Raw genomic sequence first — 21,063 nt, 5'->3', positions numbered from 1 at the left:
TACCCGCCGCGGCGCGGGCACCGGCGCGTCAGTCCAGGAGCACGACCTCCAGTTCGTCGCCCCGGGCGACCTGCGTGGTCCGCTCGGGTACGACGACCAGCGCGTCGGCGCGGGCCAGGGAGCCCAGCAGGTGCGAGCCGGGGCCGCCCACCGGGCGGACCGTGCCCAGTTCCTCCCCGGCGGCCGGGGGCTCGTACCGGCCGCGCAGGAACTGGCGCTTGCCCTCCGGGGAGGTGATCGGCTCCCCGCACTCCAGCCGGGCGGTGACCGAGCGCCGGGTGACGGGCTCCAGGCCCATCAGGGCGCGCAGGGCGGGGCGGACGAACAGTTCGAAGGAGACGTAGGAGCTGACGGGGTTGCCGGGGAGGGCGAACAGCGGGATCCGGTCGGGGCCGACCAGGCCGAAGCCCTGCGGTTTGCCGGGCTGCATGGCCAGGCGGCGGAACTCCACGCGTGCGGGGGGCCGCGGCGTGTCGCCGACACCCTCGGCGTCCTCGCCGTCGCCGCCGCCGTCCTCGCCGTCCCCGTCGCCCGTCGGCTCGGCGCCGCCCAGGACGGTGCCCTCCAGGCCGGTGAGCGCCTCCTTGACCACGTCGTACGCGCCGACGCTGACACCGCCGCTGGTGACGATGGCGTCGGCGCGCACGAGCTGGTCCTCGACGACGGTGCGCAGGGTGGCGGCGTCGTCGGCCACCGCGCCGACGCGGTAGGCGATGGCGCCGGCGTCGCGGGCGGCTGCGGTCAGGGCGAAGCTGTTGGAGTCGTGGATCTGGCCGGGTCCCAACGGCGCTCCGGGGCGGACCAGTTCACTGCCGGTGGAGAGCACCACCACGCGCGGGCGCGGCCGTACGGTGACGGTGCCGCAGCCGACGGCGGCCAGCAGGCCGATCTGTGCCGGACCCAGGACGGTGCCGGCCTCCAGCGCGACGGAGCCGGCGCGTACGTCGCCGCCCTTGCTCCGCACGTACTGCCGTGCCGTCACCGGACGGTGGACGCGGACCTCGCCGGCCGCGCCGGACGGGTCTGCGCTGTGGGCGGCCATGGCGTCGGCGGGGCCGGCGCCGGTGCCGCCGTCGGTCCACTCCACGGGGACGACGGCCTCGGCGCCGGGCGGCAGCGGTGCGCCGGTCATCACGCGGGCGGCCTGGCCGGGGCCGACCTCGGGCAGCCGGCCGGCGCCCGCCGCCACGTCGCCGACGACCTCCAGCACCGCCGGGTCTTCCTCACCCGCCTTCCCCACGTCGGCGACGCGCACCGCGTAGCCGTCCATGGAGCTGTTGTCGAAGGGGGGCAGGGAGACGGGCACCAGGACGTCCTCGGTGAGCACGCAGCCCTGGGCGTCGAGCAGGTGCAGCTCGATGGGTTCCAGCGGCCGGACCGACCGCAGGACGTCGGCCAGGTGCTCGTCGACGGACCGGGTACCGCTCAAGTGCCTACAGCTCCTCTTTGACGAAGTCTCGCAGCCAGGCGCGGAAGTCCGGGCCCAGGTCCTCGCGCTCGCTCGCCAGCCTGACGATGGCGCGGAGGTAGTCCCCGCGGTCGCCGGTGTCGTAGCGGCGGCCCTTGAATACCACACCGTGGACCGGGCCGCCGATGGAAGGGTCGGCTGCGAGGGTCTGGAGGGCGTCGGTGAGCTGGATCTCGCCGCCGCGGCCGGGCTCGGTCTTGCGCAGCACCTCGAAGACGGCCGGGTCCAGGACGTAGCGGCCGATGACGGCCAGGTTGCTGGGGGCGTCCTCGCGGGAGGGCTTCTCCACCAGGTCCGACACACGCACGACGTCGTCGTCGCCGGTGGGCTCGGCGACGGCGCAGCCGTAGAGGTGGATGCTGGCCGGGTCGACCTCCAGCAGCGCCACGACGCTGCCGCCGTAGGTCTCCTGGACCTCGATCATCCTCGACAGCAGCGGGTCGCGCGCGTCGATGAGGTCGTCGCCGAGGAGGACGGCGAAGGGCTGGTCGCCGACGTGCGGGGCGGCGCACAGCACCGCGTGGCCCAGGCCCCTGGGGTCGCCCTGGCGCACGTAGTGGATGGTGGCCAGGTCGGTGGACTCCTGGACGCGGGTGAGCTTGGTCGCGTCGCCCTTGCTGCGCAGCACCTCCTCCAGCTCGTAGTTGCGGTCGAAGTGGTCCTCCAGCGGGCGCTTGTTGCGGCCGGTGACCATCAGGACGTCGGGGAGGCCGGCGGTGACGGCCTCCTCCACCACGTACTGGATCGCGGGCTTGTCGACGACCGGCAGCATCTCCTTCGGGGTGGCCTTCGTCGCCGGAAGGAAGCGGGTGCCGAGCCCGGCGGCCGGGATGACGGCCTTGGTGATCCGCCGTGTACGCGAGGTAGTCATGTCTGCACCATAGCCGTTGGTTTGTCACGTAACGCGCATGTCTGACTGGTCCGTTGCGGTTTACGGGCGAATGTCCCGATGCTCGGGGCCGCGCTGGCGCGCCATCAGGATGATAATGCGCCTGCCATGGCGAGGGACTGGCGTAATCGAGCCGGGGAGATGAACACGGCGTGAAGGACGACGGAACCACCGGAGCACACCGGGGTACGCACACGGCACCGGATACGGCGCAGACGGTGGCCGGTGAGAAGCGGGCCCTGCGGCGCGCCCTCCTGGCGGCGCGGGCCCATCTGCCTGAGGACGGCGTCCACCGGCTCGCCGGCGCGCTCGCCCGGCACGCCCTGGAACTGCCCGAGCTGGCCGGGGCGCGCAACGTCGCCGCGTACGTCTCGGTGGGGCGCGAGCCGGACACCCGCGCGCTGGTGGACGAACTGCGCTGGCGCGGCGTACGCGTGCTGCTGCCGGTGCTGCTGCCGGACGACGACCTGGACTGGGCCGCGTACGAGGGCGCCGAGTTCCTCTCCCCCGCCCGCCGGGGGCTGCTGGAGCCCACCGGGCCGCGGCTCGGGCCGGAGGCCGTGACCGGGGCGGATGCCGTACTGCTGCCGGGTCTGGCGGTGGACCGGCGCGGGATGCGCCTGGGGCGCGGCGGGGGCAGCTACGACCGGGTGCTGGCCCGGATCGAGGCGTCCGGGGCCGCCCCGGCGCTGGTGGTGCTGCTGCACTCCGGCGAGTACCTGCGCCGGGTACCGGCGGAGCCCCACGACCGTCCGGTGCACGCCGCGGTGACCCCCGGGGGGGTGCACCGCTTCACGGCGTGAGACCGGCGGGCGCGGGGCTCGCGGCGGGGCCTGCGCGGGGGCCCGGCGCGCCGGGCCCCCGCGGCGCTACGACGGGGTGAGGGCCATGGTGTCCTCGGTCGCGTCGTCGACGGCCTCCCGGCTGAACGCCCAGTCGAGCTGCTCGCCCTCGGCCCACTTGTCCGTCTGGTCCACGTAGTTGGCGTGGTAGGCGTGACCGGAGGCGCCGGTGAGGTTGATCCAGCTCGACTCGTCGAGGTCGGCCAGGTTGACCACCATCCGCATCGACGGCACCCAGATCACCTCGTAGCCGCCCGCCGCGTTCCAGCCGGTGGCGTTGACGGCCGCCTCACCGCCGCCGAGGTCCCAGGGACCGCGGTTGAGCAGGTGCTGTACGAAGCCGGGGCCCGCGGTGCCCAGGGTCTGGTTCTTGAGCATCAGCCGGTGCAGACGGCCCCAGCTCCAGGTCTCGATGTCCTTGCCGAGCTTGGTGGTCAGCTCCCAGCGGGCGTCCTTCATGGCGCGGGCCAGCAGCGCGTCGCGGTCGCCCCCGCCCTCCTCGAACCGGCTGCCGGGGGTCCACCAGCCGCTGTCGGGCTCGTCCAGCAGCGTGCGCACGACCTCGTACCAGCGGTCGCCGCCGTCGGGCTGCGCGGACTCCGGGGCGCGTGTGCCGCACTCGCGGACGGTGCGCGGGTTGCCGCTCAGGTCCTCGATCGGGCCGGACTCGTCGGCCGGGCGGACCCGCAGGCACTCGCCCTCGACTCGGACCTCCTTGGGGAGCTTGTTGCCGAAGCCGAGCTTGAGGAGGTTGCGCCACACGCCGTTGAAGTAGGCGGCGGGCGCGGAGTCGGCGTCCTGGGTGTAGTCCCAGCCCTCCAGCAGTTCCTGCGCCCGGCGGACGTAGGGGTCCTCGACGTCGATCTTCAGCAGGTACGGCACCAGGATCTTGGCCATCTCGCTGCTGTTGTCCAGCTGCATGGTCCGCATGTCGTCCGTGGAGACCTTGCCGCCGTCCTTGATCTTGGACTGGATGAGGTCGTCGATCCGCTGGCTGCGCGCGCCGTAGCCCCAGTCCTCGGTGAGCAGGTAGGGGTACTTCTCCGCGTCGATCACGGCCTGGTTGGCGGTGACGATGTAGCCGCGCTCCGGGTTGTACTCCCAGGGCAGGGCCTCCTGCGGTATGTAGCTCCTCCACTCGTGGTCCGGGTCCCAGCCGGGCGCCGGGTAGCGGCCGTCGTGGCCCTCGGCGCGGACGGGGATGCGGCCGGGAGCCTGGTAGCCGATGTTGCCCTCGGTGTCGGCGTAGACCAGGTTCTGGGAGGGGACGGCGAACTTCCGGGCGGCCTTGCGGAACCCGTCGAAGTCGGCGGCGGTGTTCAGCTCGAAGACCGCGTCCATGGTCCTGGAGGGCTCCAGCGCCGTCCAGCGCAGCGCGACGGCGTAGCCCTTGCCGCGGTCGGGGGCGACGTCGCCGACCGGGGCGTGGTCGCCTACGCCGGCCAGCTCGTTGCTGCGGTCGGAGACGAGGGGGCCGTGGCGGGTGGAGCGGACGGTGATCTTCCGGTCCTCGCCGCCCGCGACCTTGATGACCTCCTCGCGGGTGTCGTAAGGGACCTTCTCGCCGTCGTAGAGGTACGTCCCGTCCTCGATCTTCTCCAGGTAGAGGTCGGTGACGTCGGCGCCGAGGTTGGTGAAGCCCCAGGAGATGTCCTGGTTGTGGCCGATTATCACGCCCGGCATGCCGGAGAAGGTGAAGCCCGCGACGTCGAAGGGGCAGTCCTTGCCGACCGAGTTGCAGTGCAGACCCATCTGGTACCAGAGGGAGGGGAGCTGCGGGGCCAGGTGCGGGTCGTTGGCGAGCAGCGGCTTGCCGGTGGTCGTGTACTCGCCGGAGACGACCCAGGAGTTGGAGCCGATGCCGTCGCCGCTGGGGCCGAGGAGGGCGGGGACGGCGTCGAGGGAGGCGGCCAGGGCTGCGAGCTGGGTCCGCACACCCTGGGCGCCCTGGCCCGCCTCGGCACCCTGGCCCGCCGGGGCGCCCTGGCCGGTCTCGGCGCCCTGGGCGGTGCCGCCGGGGGAGGCCGTCCCGCCCGGAGCCGCGGTGCCGGGGTCCGTGGCGCCGGGGACGGCGGTGCCGTCCTGCGCGGCGCTCCCGCCCTCCGCGGCGGTGCCCTTCGGGTCGTAGGCGCCGTCGAGGGTGCTGACGGCGCCGTCCCGGACGATCGGCTTGTTGCGGTCGTAGGGGTAGTCCGGGTAGAGCGCCTCGATCTGCTTGTTCGTCAGGCGGCTGGAGAGCAGGGCCCGGTCTATCTCGTCCTGCATGTTGCCGCGCAGGTCCCAGGCCATGGCCTTGAGCCAGGCGACGGAGTCCACCGGTGACCACTTGTGCGGCCTGTAGTCGCTGACGAGGCCGAGGGCCGCGTACTCCAGGGAGAGTTCCGCGCCGCTGCGGCCGCCCAGATAGGCGTTGACGCCCTCGGCGTAGGCCAGCAGGTACTTCTTGGTCGTCTCCGACAGCTTGGTGTCGTACTCCTCCTGCGCCACCTTCCGCCAGCCCAGGGTGCGCAGGAAGGCGTCGGTCTCGACCTGGCTCTCGCCGAACATCTCCGACAGCCGCCCGGCCGTCGTGTGCCGCCGTACGTCCATCTCCCAGAAGCGATCCTGGGCGTGGACGTAGCCCTGGGCGCGGAAGAGGTCCTCGGCGCTGTCGGCGTAGAGCTGGGGTATGCCGTGCTCGTCGCGTTTGACGGTGACCGGGGCGGAGAGGCCGTCGAGCTCCATCGAGCCGGTCGTCTGCGGGAAGGACGCGCGGACGGTGCCGACGCTCCAGTAGGCGCCGTAGCCGACGCCCGCCACGAGCAGCAGCACGACTGCGATCACGAGGAGGCGGGCGCGTCGCGGGGTCTTCTTGGCGGGCATCGCTGTCCTTCGAGGGCAGGGTGGGACCAGAGGTGCTGGAGCAACCATAGGACGAGCCGGGTCACCGGTCGGCAGGGAGTCCGCGCATCGGGGGCCGAAGATTCAAGCAATGGTAAATTGTTAGGCAATGAAATGACTTCCCGGCGGCCGGGTCCCGGCCGTTGCCTCCGCACGCCCACGGAAGGATCCGCTTCTGACTGTCGACCGCCTCAACGAACTCATGCTGGTCTCCGCGCTCGTCCTGCTCGTCGCCGTCGCGGCCGTCCGGCTCTCCTCCCGCACGGGGCTCCCCAGCCTGCTGATCTACCTCGGCATCGGACTCGTCATCGGACAGGACGGCCTCGGGGTCGAGTTCGACAACGCCGAACTGACCCAGGTGCTGGGCTACGCGGCGCTCGTGGTGATCCTCGCCGAAGGCGGTCTGGGCACCAAGTGGCGCCAGATCCGCCCGGCGGTGCCCGCCGCGGCCGTACTGGCGACCGCGGGCGTCGCGATCAGCGTGGGTGTCACCGCCGCGGGGGCCCACTACCTGGTGGGGCTGGACTGGCGCCCGGCACTGATCATGGGGGCGGTCGTCTCCTCGACGGACGCCGCGGCGGTCTTCTCCGTGCTGCGCAAGGTGCCGCTGCCGCCCCGTCTGACGGGGATGCTGGAGGCGGAGTCCGGGTTCAACGACGCCCCGGTGGTGATTCTGGTCGTCGCCTTCGCCTCGGCCGGCCCGATGGAGTCGTGGTACGTCCTGCTCGGGCAGATCGCGCTGCAGCTGGCCATCGGGCTCGCGGTGGGCCTGGCCGTCGGCAAGCTGGGCGAGTACGGGCTGCGGCAGGTCGCGCTGCCGGCCTCCGGCCTGTACCCGATCGCGGTGATGGCGCTGTGCGTCCTGGCGTACGCCGGGGGCGCGCTGGCGCAGGGCAGCGGATTCCTGGCGGTCTACGTCAGCGCGGTCGTCCTCGGCAACTCCAGGCTGCCGCACCGCCCGGCCACCCGGGGGTTCGCCGACGGCATGGCGTGGATCGCGCAGATCGGCCTGTTCGTACTGCTCGGCCTGCTGGCGGCCCCTTCGGAGCTGCTGCGCGACTCCTGGGCGGCGCTGGCGGTGGGGCTGGTGCTGACGCTGGTGGCACGGCCGGTGTCCGTGGTGCTGTGCTCCCTGCCCTTCCGGCTCCCCTGGCGGGAGCAGACGCTGATGTCGTGGGCGGGGCTGCGCGGCGCGGTGCCGATCATCCTGGCGACGATCCCCATGGTCGGCCAGGTGCAGGGCAGCCGGCGGATCTTCAACATCGTCTTCGTGCTGGTCGTGGTCTTCACCCTGCTCCAGGGGCCGACCCTGCCGTGGGTCGCCCGCCGGCTCGGGCTGGACAAGGCCGACGGCACGCAGGACCTGGAGATCGAGTCGGCCCCGCTGGAGCGGCTGCGCGGACATCTGATCGCGGTCTCCATCCCCGACGGCTCGCGCATGCAGGGCGTGGAGGTGGGCGAGCTGCGGCTGCCGAAAGGCGCGGCGGTCACCCTGGTCGTACGGGAGGGCAGCAGTTTCGTGCCCTCGCCCTCGACCGTCCTGCGGCACGGCGACGAACTGCTGGTGGTCGCCACCGACGCGGTGCGCGACGCCACCGAGCGGCGGCTGATGGCCGTGGGCCGGGGCGGCAAGCTGGCGGGCTGGCTGGGGACGGCGGGCAGTTCGGCGCTGCGGAGGGGCTGAGGTGCGGAGACAGGCGGAGACAGGGACGAGAACGGGTCGCGGCCGGGCCTGCGGGGTGATCGGCTACCCTGAGGCCGTACGTTTGTCCGACTTTCGGAGCTACCGGAGTTTCGACCCCGCCTGATGCAGGGCCGGCACGGCCGCCCGGCCGACCACACGCCGCGGTCCGTGCGAGAGGACGGCCTTCGGCGTGCCCCCGCCGTACCGCGACACCGCTCGCCGTACGGTCCGCGGCGCGCTACCAGGCGGCAGAAAGGTACGGCCGTGGCCACCACGGTCACTCCCGTCACGAACCGGAAGCCCGGCTACCGGGACCTGCTGCGCACCCCCGGTGCGTGGACGTTCCTGCTGCCCGGCTTCCTGGCCCGCCAGCCCTTCGCGATGCTGACGCTCGGCATCGTGCTGCTGGTCGAGGACACCACCGGATCGTTCGGCACGGCGGGCACCGTCTCGGCGGTGACCGGCGTGTCGATGGCCCTGTTCGCACCCCGAAGCGGCCGGCTCGCCGACCGCTTCGGCCAGCGCGCGGTCCTGGTGCCCGGGGTGCTGCTGCACGCCGCCGCCGTGGGCGTACTGGTGGCCCTGGCGCTGTCCCGGGCGCCGCTGTGGGCGCTGCTGCTGGCGGCCGTGCCGGCCGGCGCCTCGGTGCCGCAGGTCGGCCCGATGGTGCGCGCCCGCTGGGCGCATCTGCTCAGGAGCAGGCCGGGCCCGCCCGCCGGGCGGGGCGGGGCGGGCAGCACCCGGCTGCTGTCGACGGCGGCGGCGTTCGAGTCGGTCACCGACGAGTTCACCTTCGTCATCGGCCCGGTCCTGGCCACCGCACTGTGCACCGGGGTGCACCCGGCCGCCGGGCTGGCCGCCGAGGCGGCCCTGACCATCGTCGGCGGGCTGCTCTTCGCGGCCCAGCGCCGTACCGCGCCCCCCGCCCACCGCCGCGCCCGGGGAGCGGACGGCGCGCGGCACGCCTCGGCACTGTCGGTGCCGGGCGTGCGGGTGCTGATCGTCGCCTTCCTCGGCATCGGCGCGGTCTTCGGAGGGATGCAGGTGTCGATGGCCGCCTTCACCGACTCCATCGGACAGCCGGGCCTCAACGGCGTGCTGTACGGGATCTTCGCCGCGGGCAACATGCTCGCCGGCCTCGTCTACGGCGCCCTGACCTGGCGTTCGGCCCCGCAGCGCCGGCTGCTGGCGGCGTACGCGCTGCTGACGCTGACCACCGCGCCGCTGTGGGCGGTGGACGTGGTCCCGCTGCTGGCCGTCCTCGGACTGCTGGCGGGCATGGGCATCGCGCCGAGCCTGATCACCGGCTTCACCCTGGTGGAGCGGCTGGTTCCGGCGGGCGTGCGCACCGAGGCGTTCACCTGGATGGCCGGCGCTGTGGCACTGGGGCAGGCCGGCGCCGCGTCGGCCGCCGGGCAGTTGACGGACGGCTTCGGGGCGAACGCCGGGTTCACGGTGCCGCTGGCCGCCACGGCGCTGGCGCTGGTCACGGTGGCGGCGCTGCGCGGATGGCTGAAGCCGGACGGCGAGCAGGCCGGGGACGGGCGGACGGACGACCGGCGGACAGGCGACGGGAAGGGGCCGCGAACCGGGTGACGAGGGCTCCGGGCGGAGGACAGGAGAGGCACGCCGGGGCGTGGCGAGGGTCACCGTCCGCCGCTCCCCGGTGGACTAAGCCGCCGGAATGCTGCACCATGGTGCGTCGTTAGCACTCCACAAGGAAGAGTGCCAGGAGGAGCAAGTGCCGACCTATCAGTACCAGTGCACCGAGTGCGGCGAGGGCCTGGAAGCGGTTCAGAAGTTCACCGACGACGCGCTCACCGAGTGCCCGAGCTGCAACGGCCGCCTGAAGAAGGTGTTCTCCGCGGTCGGCATCGTCTTCAAGGGCTCCGGCTTCTACCGGAACGACAGCCGCGGCTCCTCGTCCGGCGGTGCGTCGTCGTCCTCTTCGACGTCGTCCTCTTCGACGTCGTCTTCGTCGTCGGCGTCCTCCTCTTCTTCCGAGAAGAGCTCGGGCTCGTCCGGCGGCTCGTCGTCCAAGGCCGGCTCCTCGGCGGCCTGACCCCGTCGCGCCTGCGGCCCGGAGCCGTAACCGGCCTGTTCCGACCCCGCCGCGGTGCGCACCGCGGCGGGGTCGCGGCGTCGGGGGCTAGTGTGTTCGGCCATGAGCGCACAGGCGGAGACAGGCGTCATCGGCGGGTCAGGGTTCTACTCGTTCCTGGACGACGTGATAGAGGTCGCGGTGGACACACCGTACGGCGAGCCCAGCGACTCCCTCTTCATCGGCGAGATCGCCGGGCGCAGGGTGGCCTTCCTGCCCCGGCACGGCCGCAAACACCATCTGCCCCCGCACCGGATCAACTACCGGGCCAACCTGTGGGCCCTGCGCTCGGTCGGTGTGCGGCGGGTGCTGGGGCCGTGCGCGGTGGGCGGTCTGCGGCCCGAGTACGGGCCCGGCACGCTGGTGGTGCCGGACCAGCTCGTGGACCGCACCAAGTCCCGCGTCCAGACCTACTACGACGGCGAGGCGCTGCCGGACGGCTCGGTGCCGAACGTGGTGCACCTGTCATTCGCCGACCCCTACTGCGAGACGGGCCGGGCGGCGGCCGTCGCGGCTGCGCGCGGACGCGGCTGGGAGCCGGTGGACGGCGGCACCATGGTGGTGATCGAGGGGCCGCGCTTCTCGACCCGCGCGGAATCGCGCTGGCACGCGGCGCAGGGCTGGTCGGTGGTCGGGATGACCGGGCACCCGGAGGCGGTCCTCGCCCGCGAACTGGGCCTGTGCTACTCCTCTATGGCGCTGGTCACCGATCTGGACGCCGGTGCGGAGACGGGCGAGGGCGTCTCGCACGAGGAGGTGCTCCAGGTCTTCGCGCAGAACGTCGGACGGCTGCGCGAGGTGCTCTTCGACACGGTGGCCGGGCTGCCGGCGGAGCGGGACTGCGCATGCGCGGCGGCGCTGGACGGGATGGACCCGGGGATCGATCTTCCGTAGGGGCTGCCGGTCTCCCGGCCCCGGCCACTGGCGCTGCGGGACCGGCGGGAGCGGCGCGGTAGGGGGGTGGATGCGGCTCGCGCGGTTCCTCTACCTCGTACGGGTGAGCGAGTTGTCCACAACCGGTGGGCAGTCCACAGGGCCCGGCAGGTTGCCGCGGAACCGGACATCGTTGGGGTGTTTCCACCACAAGGCGGTGACCGCGATGTCCTCTTCCTTCCACCCCACTCCCCCTACCACCTCCCTTTCCTCTTCTTCGCCCTCTTCGCCCTCTTCCCCCCGCCCTTCTCACTCCGCTCCCTCCCTTTCCACGCCCCACTCCCTGCCTCCACCCTCACGCCCTCCGGCCGCCGGCCCCGTGCCGGAATTCGAACCGGTGCGCGCGGGGCGGGGCCCTCTCGGCCCCCTCCGGGCGGCGGGCCGGTGGTTCCGGGCGGTGGCACTGCTGCTGGCCGTCGCCTCCGCAGGTGCCGCCCTCTGGGGGGCGTCCGGAAGCGGGAACGGGGACGGGAACGGGGACCGCGCGCTCCCGGCGGCCCGGTCGGCGGCCGGGGGAGTACCGGCGGGTCCGGCTCCGCCCGCGTCCCCGGACGGGGAGGAAGGCGATGCGACGGTGGACGCCCCGGTGCGGATCACGGACGCGGGGGCGGTGCGGCTGCTGCGTCCCGGGGACAGGGTGGACGTGCTGGCCGCGCCCGTCGGCACCCCGGCGGACAGCGCGCGGACCATCGCCCGGAACGTGCGGGTGGCGGCCGTACCCGAGCCGGCCTCCGGGCCGGAGGCTGGCTCCGGCGGCCGGGAGGGGGCGCTGGTGGTGCTCTCGGTGCCCCGGCCGACGGCCGCCCGGCTCGCCGGCGCGGCGGCGCACTCCCGTCTGGCGGTGACACTGTGCTGACCGCAGCCCACCAGGGCCGGGAGTGTGGCCCGGACTGGACAGTGCGCGCGGTGTTCGTGCAGCGTGTGCTGCGTTCATCCGGCGGAGGCCGGAGCGCGTGTGCGGAGGAGAGGCGGTCCGTTGAGCGAGAAGCAGGGCGTCCTGGCCGGGTTCAGGTCATTCCTGATGCGGGGCAACGTGGTCGATCTGGCCGTTGCCGTCGTCATCGGGGCTGCCTTCACCAAGATCGTCAACTCGGTGGTGGAGGGCGTCATCAACCCGGTGGTGGGCTCCATCGGCCCCAGGGACCTCGACCGCTACCAGTCCTGTCTCCAGGGCCCTTGCGAGTTCGACGAGGCGACCGGTGCGGCCATCAGCGGCATCGCGGTCAAGTGGGGCTCGGTGCTGAGCGCCGCGCTGACCTTCCTGATCACCGCCGCGGTCGTCTACTTCCTGATGATCGTGCCGATGAACAGGTTCAAGAAGCGGCTGGACGCCCTGAGCGCCGAGGAGGCGGCGGAAGCGGCCGCGACTCCGGTCCAGAGGACCGAGGTGGAGCTGCTCACCGAGATCCGCGACGCGCTGCTGGCCCAGCGCGACGGCGACGGCACCGCGGACGCCGCCGGCCTGCTGGCGGCGCAGCGCAACGCCCCCGAGGACGGTGCCCGGCCGGGCACCGGGGGGCCGTCCGGTGCATCCGGCGCGTCCGGGGGCGCCTCCGGGAAGGCCTGACGCGGGCGCTCCCCCGGGCGCCTCACAGGCGACCTCCCAGGCGGTCTCACAGGTGGTGCGGAGGCTTCTCGTCCAGGAAGCGGGCCAGGTCGCCCGCACCGCCGTCGCCGCCCGCCTCCGGGCGCTCGCCCCAGCCGCGGTCGGTGTCGTCGGCCGAGGGCCGGTTCAGCGGATCGGAGAAGTCCAGCGCGGAGGCCGGGTCGCGGGGCGCGGCGCCGGGGCCGGAGCCGGGAGTGGCGGAGGTGCTCATCCCTCCAGAGTACGGCGGCCCCGGTCCGCTCCCGGGAGGAGGATCATGGCCTCATGAGCGCCTCGAGGGTCAACGACGCACTGACGGATGTCCAGGGCCTGCGGGTCGGCCACGCCCAGCGGATCGGCGACGGCTGGCTGACGGGCACGACCGTGGTCCTCGCCCCGGAGGGCGGGGCGACCGCAGCCGTGGACGTGCGGGGCGGCGGACCCGGCACCCGGGAGACCGACGCCCTGGACCCGCGCAACCTGGTGGAGCGCGTCGACGCCGTGGTGCTGACCGGGGGCAGCGCCTTCGGGCTGGACGCCGCCTGCGGGGTGACGGCCTGGCTGGAGGAGCGGGGCAGGGGCTTCCCCGTCGGCCCGGAGCCGGACCAGGTGGTGCCCGTGGTCCCGGCCGCCTGCCTCTTCGACCTGGGCCGCGGCGGCTCCTGGCGGGCCCGCCCCGACGCCGCGCTCGGCCGGGAGGCGGCCGAGGCGGCCGCCCGTACGGGCGTCGGCGAGCCGGTCCCCCAGGGCAGCGTCGGGGCCGGTGCGGGAGCCGTGGCGGGCGGTCTCAAGGGCGGGGTGGGGACCGCGAGCACGGTTCTGCCCTCGGGCACCACGGTGGGCGCGCTGGCCGTGGTCAACGCGGTGGGCTCGGCCCTGGACCCGGCCACGGGCGTGCTCTACGGCGAGCTGTACGGCAAACGTCCGGTCTTCCCCCCGGAGACCGAGCACGCCGAGGCGCTGCGAGCCCTGGCCGCCGCCCAGCAGGAGTCGGAGCGCCGTTCTGCCGCCTCGGTGCGCACGCCGCTCAACACCACGCTGGCCGTGGTGGCCACCGACGCGGGGCTCACCCCCGCCCAGGCGCAGAAACTGGCGGGCACCTCCCACGACGGGCTGGCCCGCGCGGTCCGCCCGGTGCATCTGCTCACCGACGGGGACACCGTCTTCACCCTGTCCACCGGCGCACGCCGCCTGGAGGCGGAGGAGATCAACGACGTGCTGGCGGCCGGCGCCGACACCCTGACGCGTGCGGTGGTCAAAGCGGTACGGGCCGCGGAGGGCGTGGACGGCCCGGGCGGAGTCTTCCCGGCCTACCACGACCTCTACGGCCGCCCCTGAGCCGGTACGTCACCGGCTGCGGATTCCCGGCCCCACCTCACCGTCCGCCGCACGCACCCCCAGTGCCGGGCGTCGCGGGCCGGGCACACAACGGGGCCCCGGACACAGCGGAACCCCGGCGCTGGGGGTGCGCCGGGGTCCCTGTCCAGGGTGCGTGTCCGGTCGTCTTCGGTCGTGTCCCGTCGCGGCGCGGTGTGCCCCACCGCGCCGGACGCCGTCACGCCGCCGCGTCGAAGCCCGTGTCATGGGCCATCTTCTTCAGTTCGAGCAGGGCGTGCTTCTCGATCTGGCGAATGCGTTCCCTCGTCAGGCCGTGCTGCTTGCCGACCTCGGTCAGCGTGCGCTCGCGCCCGTCCTCGATGCCGTAGCGCGCCCGGATGATGGAGGCGGTCCGGTCGTCGAGCCGGCCGATCATGCCCTCCAGTTCCTCGCGCCGCAGCATCACGAGCACGGAGTCCTCGGGAGAGGTCGCGGAGGTGTCCTCCAGCAGATCGCCGAACTGCGTCTCACCCTCGTCGTCCACGGACATGTTCAGGCTGACCGGGTCACGCGCCCAGTCCAGCACGTCCGTGATGCGCTCGGGGTTGGAGCCCAGCTCCTCGGCGATCTCGGCGGGCTCGGGGTCGCGGCCGTGCTCGCGGTTGAACTCCCGCTGCACGCGCCGGATCCGTCCCAGTTCCTCGACCAGGTGGACGGGGAGGCGGATGGTGCGCGACTGGTCGGCGATCGACCGCGTGATGGCCTGGCGGATCCACCACGTCGCGTACGTGGAGAACTTGAAGCCCTTGCGGTAGTCGAACTTCTCCACCGCCCGCACCAGGCCCGCGTTCCCCTCCTGGATCAGATCCAGCAGCGGCAGACCGCTGCGGGGGTAGCGCCGCGCGACGGCGACGACCAGGCGCAGGTTGGAGCGGATGAACACGTCCTTGGCACGCTCGCCTTCGGCGGCCACGGCCTCCAGCTCCTCGCGAGTCGCGGTCGCACCCGGCGAGTCCCCCGAGACGGGCTCGACATCGCCGTCGAGGATCTGCCGGGCGTACACGCCCGCCTCGATGGCGAGTGAGAGCTCGACCTCCTTCGCCGCGTCCAGCAGCGGGGTGCGGGCGATCTCGTCGAGGTACATGCCGACCAGGTCCCGGTCCGCTACATCCCCTGCCGACGAGGTACGTACAGGTCGTGCCTCGTCAGCGCCTTTGGGGTCGGCCTGACGACGGGCGACGGCACGGGTTGCCATGCGTACTCCCTTGCGAGTCGTGGTCTACAACTGGTCGGTGGCGGTCCAGCCACCCGGCGTCTCCTGGTTCGGGTGCCCGTTCCGATGGAATCAACGACTTCAATCCGGACAGAATTCCCGCGGCGCGCATCGTTTTTCCGGATCTTGCGGTATTCTGCGCCGCCACACAGAGGGGGCCTTCCATGACGGAACGCGGGGAAGTCCAGGTCGGAGCGGGCGAGGAGGGCGACCTTCCGGACCTGACGGACATCTGCAACCACTGCGTCCGCGAGACCCCCGTCATATTCGACATCGTGCCCCTGACCGGCGGGGCCAGACATCCCTGACTGCTCTCCCACCCCGAGGACGGCCCGAACCGCCTTCCGGTTGCCCAGGACGCGGATTCGAACCGCGCCCTGGGCTACGCCACCAGCAGCCCTTCCGCCCCGAGCCCGCCTGCTCCACCCCGGTCGAGACAGGCGTCCGCCTCGCTCCCGACGCGTGCGGACGGGGCGTCGGCACCCTGCTGTACGAGCACCTCTTCGACGCCCTCCGCGGCGAGGACGTCCACCGCGCCCACGCGGGCATCGCCCAGCCCAACGAGGCCTCCGTACGCCTCCACGCCCGCTTCGGCTTCCGCCGCATCGGCACGTACGGCGAGGTCGGCCGGAAGTTCGGCCGGTACCGGGACGTGGCCTGGTACGAGAAGCCGCCGGGCTCCCGAGGCGCTGCTGAGGCGTCCGGCGCCCAGTGCCCGGCGCACCCGCCGCCCGCGCACAGCACCCGACCGCGTCACCCTCCGGGGCCACCGTGCCGCGCCCCCGCCGCGCGTCGCCGCACCCTGCGCCGGCCACCACCGCACAATCCCGGTGGACCCGCCCGAACCGCTCCCCCCGAAGCCACCCTCCCGGCTCGGCCCCCGAGCCCTCCTTCCGCTCCTCCCCCCGCGCCCCGCCAATGGCCCGACCACTGACAGTCCCGCGCCCCTCTGGCCGCGGGCCCGACACGCTGGAACGATGTGGCCGCCACGGCTCCGGCGCCCGCCCCCGCACGCCGTCCCTTCCGCACGCGCACCACCGGCCCCACCCGTTCCGTCCGCCCATGTGAGGAGAGACCCGATGCAGCAGCCCGCGACTCCCAGTCGCAGACAAGCCCTCGCCACCGGCCTGTTCGGTGTCACCGCGGCGCTGACCGCCTCCGCCGCCCTCTCCTCCCCGGCGCACGCCGGCACCGGACCGGCCGCCGCCTCAGGCACCGACCGCGTACGCGCCAGGGCCCGGGCCCTGGTCCGCCGTATGTCCCTGGAGGACAAGGTCGGGCAGCTCTTCGTCGTCGAGGTCTACGGACAGGCCGCCGACACGGCCTCCGCGGGCAACCGCGCCCTGTACGGCGTGGACACCCCCGCCGAGGTCGTCGCCAAGTACCGGCCGGGCGGAGTGATCTACTTCGACGCCCGCCGCGGCCCCGACAACGTCCGCGACCCGCTCCGGACCGCCCGTCTGTCCAACGGCCTCCAGCGGGCCGCGCGCAGCGCCGGCGCCCGTGTGCCGCTGCTGGTCTCCATCGACCAGGAGGGCGGCAGCGTCGTCTACCGCCTCACCGACCCCGCCACCCTCCTGCCCGGGAACATGGCGCTGGCGGCGGGCCGGTCCACGTCCGACACCCGGCGCTCGGCCGAGATCACCGGTCTGGAGCTGGCGGCGGTGGGCGTCAACCAGAACTACGCCCCGGTCGCCGACGTCAACGTCAACCCCGAGAACCCGGTCATCGGCGTCCGCTCCTTCGGCTCCGACCCCGCCCTGTGCGCCTCCCTGGTCGGCGCCTCCGTGAGCGGCTACCACCGCGGCCGGGTCGCCTCCGCCGCCAAGCACTTCCCCGGACACGGCGACACCGACACCGACAGCCACACCGGCCTCCCGCGGATCGACCACACCCGCGAGGAACTGGAGCACATCGACCTGCCCCCCTTCCGGGCCGCCATCGCGCGCGGCGTCGACACGATCATGACGGCCCACATCGTCGTCCCGGCCCTGGACCCGTCGGGCGTCCCGGCCACCATGTCCCGGCCGATCGTCACCGGACTGCTGCGCGAGGAGCTGGGCTTCGAGGGCCTGATCGTCACCGACGCCCTGGACATGCAGGGTGCCTCGGGCCAGTTCCCGCCGGACGTGGCGCCGGTCCGGGCCCTCGAGGCGGGCTGCGACCAGCTCGTCCTGGCGCCGGAGCTGGACACCGCCCACGGCGCCGTCCTGGAGGCCGTGCGCAGCGGGCGGATCCCCGCCTCCCGCCTGGACGCCTCGGTGGAGCGGATCCTGGCGCACAAACTCCGCCGGGACCTCTTCCGGCACCCGTACGTGGACGAGCAGCACGCCGTGCGCACCGTCGGCGCCGAGCACCACAGGACCGATGCCCGGGCCATCACCGACCGCACGGTCACCCTGGTCAGGAACGAGGGCTCCCTCCTTCCCCTCTCCTCCGGCGCCCGCTCCGTCCTGGTGACGGGCTGGGGGGTGGGCACCACCCGGGCCCTCGCCGACGCCGTCGCCGAGCGGCCCGGCCAGAGCGCCGCCGTGCTGGAGACGGGCGCGGTCCCCTCCGCGGACCGCATCACCGGGGCGGCCCGCGCGGCGGCGGGCCACGGCCTGGTGATCGTCTCCGTCAACGCGGCCGCGGCGGGCTCCGAGAAGGGCGCCGCCCAGGCGAGGCTGGTCCAGGCCCTGATGGACACCGGCACACCCGTCGTCGCCGTCGCCGTCCGCAACCCGTACGACATCCGCCGCTTCCCCGGCGTCCCCGCCTACCTGGCCACCTACTCCTACGGTGCCCCCTCCCTCCGGGCCGCCGTCCGCACCGCCTATGGCGACCTCTCCCCCGCCGGCAGGCTCCCGGTCGCCATCCCGGCCCTCGGCTCGACCGGCACCCTCTACCCCTTCGGACACGGCCTGACGTACTGACGCCGGCGGCCCGCGGGGGGAGGAGCCGGCGCCGTTCCTCTGCCCGCGGGGCCGTCAGTGGCCGTGCGGCTCGCCACCGTGGCCGTGCCCGTCCTGCCCGTCCTGCCCGTCGCCCGTGGACCGTCCGGGCGGCGCCGACGACGCGGTACCCGCGTCCGGTTCCGGAGAGCCGCCGTCGCCGTGTTCGTCGTGGCCGTCTCCTTCGCCGCCGTCACCGTGGCCGTGCGGCGCCGACGGCTCCTCCGCCGTGCCGTGGCTGTGGCTGACCGCGCTCTCCACCGCGGGGACCGTCAGGCCCGTCACGGCAGAAGCGGCGACGCCGGCCAGCACCACCGCCCGCAGCGGGGAGGCGAGGCCACGTGCGACCCGGCGCCGCACGTACCGGACCGCCACCAGGCAGACCACCGCCTCGAAGGCCACAGCGGTGATGCCCGCCCGGCCGATGTGCTCCGGCACGCCCGCGCCGGGCCCCACCGGAACCCCCGCCGTCCGGCTGACCGCCCAGGTGGCGATGACGGCGACGTTGGCGAGCAGGCCGACGACCATTCCGGCCGGGTGGGCTGTCCGCAGCGCGACCACCGACCAGCCGGCCTGGAAGATCCCGGCGGCGTAGAAGAACAGCCCGGAGACCCACCACTGGTCGTAATGGTCCGCAGCCGCCGCGACGTGGATCGCGGCGGCCCCCAGCGAGGCGAAGGCCGCGAGGACTCGGTCCGCGCCCACGCCTCCCGGCGCGGTGCGCGCCCCTTTCCCGCCCTTGGTCCTGCGTCTGGTTCCCATGTGATTCGTTCCGTTCCGTCGGATCCGCGGATGTCACCTGGCACGTACGCCACCCGCACACGGATCGCGTACGCGGCGCACCCTCTAGATCCGCAGTACGGAAAGAGCGACCGGAGACGGTCCCGGAGGCGACCGGGACGACGCGGCCCCGCCGTGCGGCGCCGTTCCGCCGCGCGGCGAGGCCGGCGCGACGACGCAGCCGCCCACGGCCGGAGGCTGCTGGTGGGAGCCGCCTCCGGCGACGACATCGCAGGACGCCCCGCCGTGCCCGCCGTGTTCGTCCGGCCCGGAGTCGGACAGGGGCCCGGCCACGGCCGCGAGCGCACGGTCGGGGTGGTGCGGCAGGTGGGTGGCCGCCCCGGCGAACCCGTGCGCCAGCGCGAAGACGGGAACTGCCGTCAGCACCAGCCAGCGCACCACCGTCCCTGCGCGCATCCGAGGCGGCTCCCTCCACGGTCCTGTCATCGGCCGGTCAAACTACAGCAGCCGGCCGAAGCCGCCCAGAGCCGTGTCGGCACAGCGGGCTGTAAGGTCACCGCCGGACGACAACCGGTGGCGACCGGCGGCCTCGCGGAGGAGGAACATGGCAGACGCGCGGAAGCGGGTGCGGCCGCCCCTCCGTCTGGCCCTGGAGGACGGGGACCGGCACAGCTGGGCGGGCCCGACGGCCCTGGCCGGGCTCGTGGCCGGCGCGGCCATGGCGGTCTTCGGACTGCCACCGGTGGACCTGCACAGCCCCCTGCACTACGCCGGTGTGATGGGACCGACGTGCGGCGGTACCCGCGCGGTGCACGCGGCCGCGCTCGGACGCTTCGGCGAGGCGTGGCGGTACAACCCGCTCGGCCTCCCCGTGCTCGTGGGCGCGTTCGCCGCGGTGGCCCGCGAGGCGTTCGGCCGAGGGACCGGCCGATGGCTGAACGTCCGGGTGACGCACCGCCGTACCGCCGTCGTCTGCGCCCTGGTCCTGCTCGTCGTGCTGACGCTCAACCAGCAGGCGCACGCCGGACTACTGCGCACCGGCCCGGAAACCGGAGTACCGACCGGGCTGTTGCTGTACGCGGTCGCGGTGCCGCTCACCGCGGTCGCGGTGGCCGTACGTCTGCACCGCTCACGGCATCCGGGCCACGACTGACCGCCCGTGCCCCGGCCCCTACCCGGCCGGACACCGAACGGGTGCGCTCGCCCGAGCCCTGATCCGGTATCCTGTCGATCAGGCGTCCCGGAGGGCGCCGCAGTGCGCCGTGCGGCCCGACAAAACCTCGCACGGGTTCTGCCTTCGTAGCTCAGGGGATAGAGCACCGCTCTCCTAAAGCGGGTGTCGCAGGTTCGAATCCTGCCGGGGGCACGGGCCGAAGGGCCGGCCCGGGAGGCAACCCTCCCGGGCCGGCCCTTCGCCGTGTTCGAAGCCGGGTCCCATGCGTGCTGTGTCTCCCCGACCGGTGGCCTCTCCCCGCTTTCGCGGATCACGCACCGGAGCCCCGCCAACAACGTCCCGGCTCACGGTCGCTGGTCGTGTTGGACGTTGGAGCGGCTGAAGACTCGGAGCAGGTCGCTCTCCGGGACACTGCCGCCAGAGGTGGGGACGGCGAACGTGGGAGCGACCGGAGGGCAGAGGAGAACCGCACACAGGTCCCACGTCCGGCGTCAACAGAGTGAATCGTGACCACGGGACGAGTGCCGCTTACAGCTCCCCCTCCCACGGGTTGATCACCAGGGCCCCGGTCCGGGCCACGTGCTTGACGTTCCGGGTGGCTACGGTCCAGCCGTTGGCCAGGGCGGTGGCGGCGATCAGGGCATCCGGTGGGTCGATGCCCGCACCGGCGGCCTTGAGTGTCTTGTGGATCGCAAGGTAGGCGGCTGCTTCCGGCCCGCCGATCGACGCGACGCGGTCGTGGTATTCGTGCCGTACCGCGGCGAGCGCTCGGGCGTAGCGGGCCTGCCGTACGGGATCCGGAGTGGCGGCCACCCCTGCCTCGATCTCGGCAACAGTGATCACGCTCAGAAAGCGGTTGGGCCTGGCCGTGGACCGGAACCAGGCCATGACGCGTGGGTCCGGCCTCGCCCGGGCGGTGAGTTCGGCTACGACGTTGGTGTCGAGCAGGTAGATCACTCGGTGTCCGCATGTTCGTCGTAGGAGCGGGCGCCGAAGTCCAGCCCCTCGAAGGGAGCGGAGAGCAGGAACTCCTCGAAGCCGTCGTTGCTCAGCGTCACCCAGCGGTGGAGCATCTCGGGCAGCGCCTCGATCTCCGTATCGGTGAGTTCCGTGTCGAAGTGCCGACGCTGGTCCTCGGGCAAGGACTCCCGGATGTCACGGATGGTCCGCAGCGGATGCGACGACGACTGGGACGGCGGGTGGGGCCCACCGCTGGGAGCTGTGGTCATCGGCATCCCCTCCG

At 73.6% G+C, this 21,063-nt stretch carries 19 protein-coding genes, 1 tRNA gene and 1 pseudogene; 12 read left to right on the top strand and 9 right to left on the bottom strand.

What is annotated here, in order from left to right:
• Positions 1–28 precede the first annotated feature (28 nt).
• Complete coding sequence (locus ACGRHY_RS16315) at positions 29–1,429, bottom strand: molybdopterin molybdotransferase MoeA (protein ID WP_394636065.1); 1,401 nt, start codon at positions 1,427–1,429, stop codon at positions 29–31.
• Between the two features lie 4 nt (positions 1,430–1,433).
• Positions 1,434–2,339 (bottom strand): UTP--glucose-1-phosphate uridylyltransferase GalU, encoded by a 906-nt coding sequence (gene galU, locus ACGRHY_RS16310; protein ID WP_394636064.1) that lies wholly within the window; start codon positions 2,337–2,339, stop codon positions 1,434–1,436.
• Positions 2,340–2,575: 236 nt separating this feature from the next.
• Here galU and ACGRHY_RS16305 point away from each other — a divergent pair, with 236 nt between their 5' ends.
• Positions 2,576–3,160, top strand: coding sequence for a 5-formyltetrahydrofolate cyclo-ligase (locus ACGRHY_RS16305; protein WP_394636063.1), 585 nt, complete (start codon positions 2,576–2,578; stop codon positions 3,158–3,160).
• A gap of 66 nt (positions 3,161–3,226) precedes the next feature.
• Here ACGRHY_RS16305 and ACGRHY_RS16300 read toward each other — a convergent pair whose 3' ends face one another.
• Positions 3,227–6,061, bottom strand: coding sequence for a penicillin acylase family protein (locus tag ACGRHY_RS16300; protein ID WP_394636062.1), 2,835 nt, complete (start codon positions 6,059–6,061; stop codon positions 3,227–3,229).
• Positions 6,062–6,281: 220 nt separating this feature from the next.
• Here ACGRHY_RS16300 and ACGRHY_RS16295 point away from each other — a divergent pair, with 220 nt between their 5' ends.
• From ACGRHY_RS16295 to mscL, 6 genes are all read left to right on the top strand, one after another.
• Positions 6,282–7,763, top strand: coding sequence for a potassium/proton antiporter (locus ACGRHY_RS16295; protein WP_394636061.1), 1,482 nt, complete (start codon positions 6,282–6,284; stop codon positions 7,761–7,763).
• Positions 7,764–8,027: 264 nt separating this feature from the next.
• Entirely contained in the window at positions 8,028–9,359 is a 1,332-nt protein-coding gene (locus tag ACGRHY_RS16290) for an MFS transporter (protein WP_394636060.1), read from the top strand.
• Between the two features lie 145 nt (positions 9,360–9,504).
• Entirely contained in the window at positions 9,505–9,825 is a 321-nt protein-coding gene (locus ACGRHY_RS16285) for an FmdB family zinc ribbon protein (protein WP_394636059.1), read from the top strand.
• Positions 9,826–9,927: 102 nt separating this feature from the next.
• A complete protein-coding gene (locus tag ACGRHY_RS16280; protein WP_394636058.1) occupies positions 9,928–10,758 on the top strand; it encodes an S-methyl-5'-thioadenosine phosphorylase in 831 nt (276 codons plus the stop codon).
• A gap of 613 nt (positions 10,759–11,371) precedes the next feature.
• Complete coding sequence (locus ACGRHY_RS16275; RefSeq protein WP_394636057.1) at positions 11,372–11,653, top strand: RcpC/CpaB family pilus assembly protein; 282 nt, start codon at positions 11,372–11,374, stop codon at positions 11,651–11,653.
• A 120-nt stretch (positions 11,654–11,773) separates the two neighbouring features.
• Positions 11,774–12,364 carry a large conductance mechanosensitive channel protein MscL gene (mscL, locus tag ACGRHY_RS16270; RefSeq protein WP_394636056.1) on the top strand — a complete coding sequence of 197 codons (591 nt, stop codon included), beginning with the start codon at positions 11,774–11,776 and terminating at the stop codon, positions 12,362–12,364.
• A 46-nt stretch (positions 12,365–12,410) separates the two neighbouring features.
• On the opposite strand, the gene ACGRHY_RS16265 is transcribed toward mscL, so the two are convergent.
• Positions 12,411–12,614: a hypothetical protein gene (locus tag ACGRHY_RS16265; protein WP_394636055.1), complete on the bottom strand. Its 204-nt coding sequence runs from the start codon at positions 12,612–12,614 to the stop codon at positions 12,411–12,413.
• Between the two features lie 53 nt (positions 12,615–12,667).
• Here ACGRHY_RS16265 and ACGRHY_RS16260 point away from each other — a divergent pair, with 53 nt between their 5' ends.
• Positions 12,668–13,720 (top strand): P1 family peptidase, encoded by a 1,053-nt coding sequence (locus ACGRHY_RS16260; RefSeq protein ID WP_394636054.1) that lies wholly within the window; start codon positions 12,668–12,670, stop codon positions 13,718–13,720.
• 217 nt (positions 13,721–13,937) lie between these two features.
• On the opposite strand, the gene ACGRHY_RS16255 is transcribed toward ACGRHY_RS16260, so the two are convergent.
• Complete coding sequence (locus ACGRHY_RS16255; protein WP_394636053.1) at positions 13,938–14,954, bottom strand: sigma-70 family RNA polymerase sigma factor; 1,017 nt, start codon at positions 14,952–14,954, stop codon at positions 13,938–13,940.
• A gap of 182 nt (positions 14,955–15,136) precedes the next feature.
• Here ACGRHY_RS16255 and ACGRHY_RS16250 point away from each other — a divergent pair.
• Together ACGRHY_RS16250 and ACGRHY_RS16245 are read left to right on the top strand one after the other, a co-directional pair.
• A pseudogene (locus ACGRHY_RS16250) lies at positions 15,137–15,645 on the top strand (GNAT family N-acetyltransferase); the annotation flags it as partial.
• A 406-nt stretch (positions 15,646–16,051) separates the two neighbouring features.
• Positions 16,052–17,887, top strand: coding sequence for a glycoside hydrolase family 3 protein (locus tag ACGRHY_RS16245; RefSeq protein WP_394636052.1), 1,836 nt, complete (start codon positions 16,052–16,054; stop codon positions 17,885–17,887).
• A 54-nt stretch (positions 17,888–17,941) separates the two neighbouring features.
• Here the strand turns inward: ACGRHY_RS16245 and ACGRHY_RS16240 are convergent, their stop codons facing one another.
• On the bottom strand, positions 17,942–18,667 hold the full coding sequence (locus ACGRHY_RS16240; RefSeq protein ID WP_394636051.1) for a hypothetical protein: 726 nt from the start codon (positions 18,665–18,667) through the stop codon (positions 17,942–17,944).
• Positions 18,668–18,751: 84 nt separating this feature from the next.
• Complete coding sequence (locus tag ACGRHY_RS16235) at positions 18,752–19,102, bottom strand: hypothetical protein (RefSeq protein WP_394636050.1); 351 nt, start codon at positions 19,100–19,102, stop codon at positions 18,752–18,754.
• A 148-nt stretch (positions 19,103–19,250) separates the two neighbouring features.
• Here ACGRHY_RS16235 and ACGRHY_RS16230 point away from each other — a divergent pair, with 148 nt between their 5' ends.
• Positions 19,251–19,799 (top strand): DUF2752 domain-containing protein, encoded by a 549-nt coding sequence (locus ACGRHY_RS16230; RefSeq protein ID WP_394636049.1) that lies wholly within the window; start codon positions 19,251–19,253, stop codon positions 19,797–19,799.
• Between the two features lie 140 nt (positions 19,800–19,939).
• Positions 19,940–20,012, top strand: a tRNA-Arg gene (locus ACGRHY_RS16225).
• A 336-nt stretch (positions 20,013–20,348) separates the two neighbouring features.
• Here the strand turns inward: ACGRHY_RS16225 and ACGRHY_RS16220 are convergent.
• The gene (locus tag ACGRHY_RS16220; protein ID WP_394636048.1) at positions 20,349–20,777 is read right to left on the bottom strand and encodes a type II toxin-antitoxin system VapC family toxin; all 429 of its coding nucleotides are present in this window, start codon (positions 20,775–20,777) and stop codon (positions 20,349–20,351) included.
• On the bottom strand, positions 20,774–21,049 hold the full coding sequence (locus ACGRHY_RS16215) for a hypothetical protein (RefSeq protein ID WP_093846752.1): 276 nt from the start codon (positions 21,047–21,049) through the stop codon (positions 20,774–20,776). The genes ACGRHY_RS16220 and ACGRHY_RS16215 overlap by 4 nt, the downstream gene beginning before the upstream one ends.
• Positions 21,050–21,063: the final 14 nt, after the last annotated feature.

Source organism: Streptomyces shinuiensis (assembly GCF_043660855.1).
GTDB lineage: Bacteria > Actinomycetota > Actinomycetes > Streptomycetales > Streptomycetaceae > Streptomyces.
This window is presented reverse-complemented; position numbering and strand designations above follow the sequence as displayed.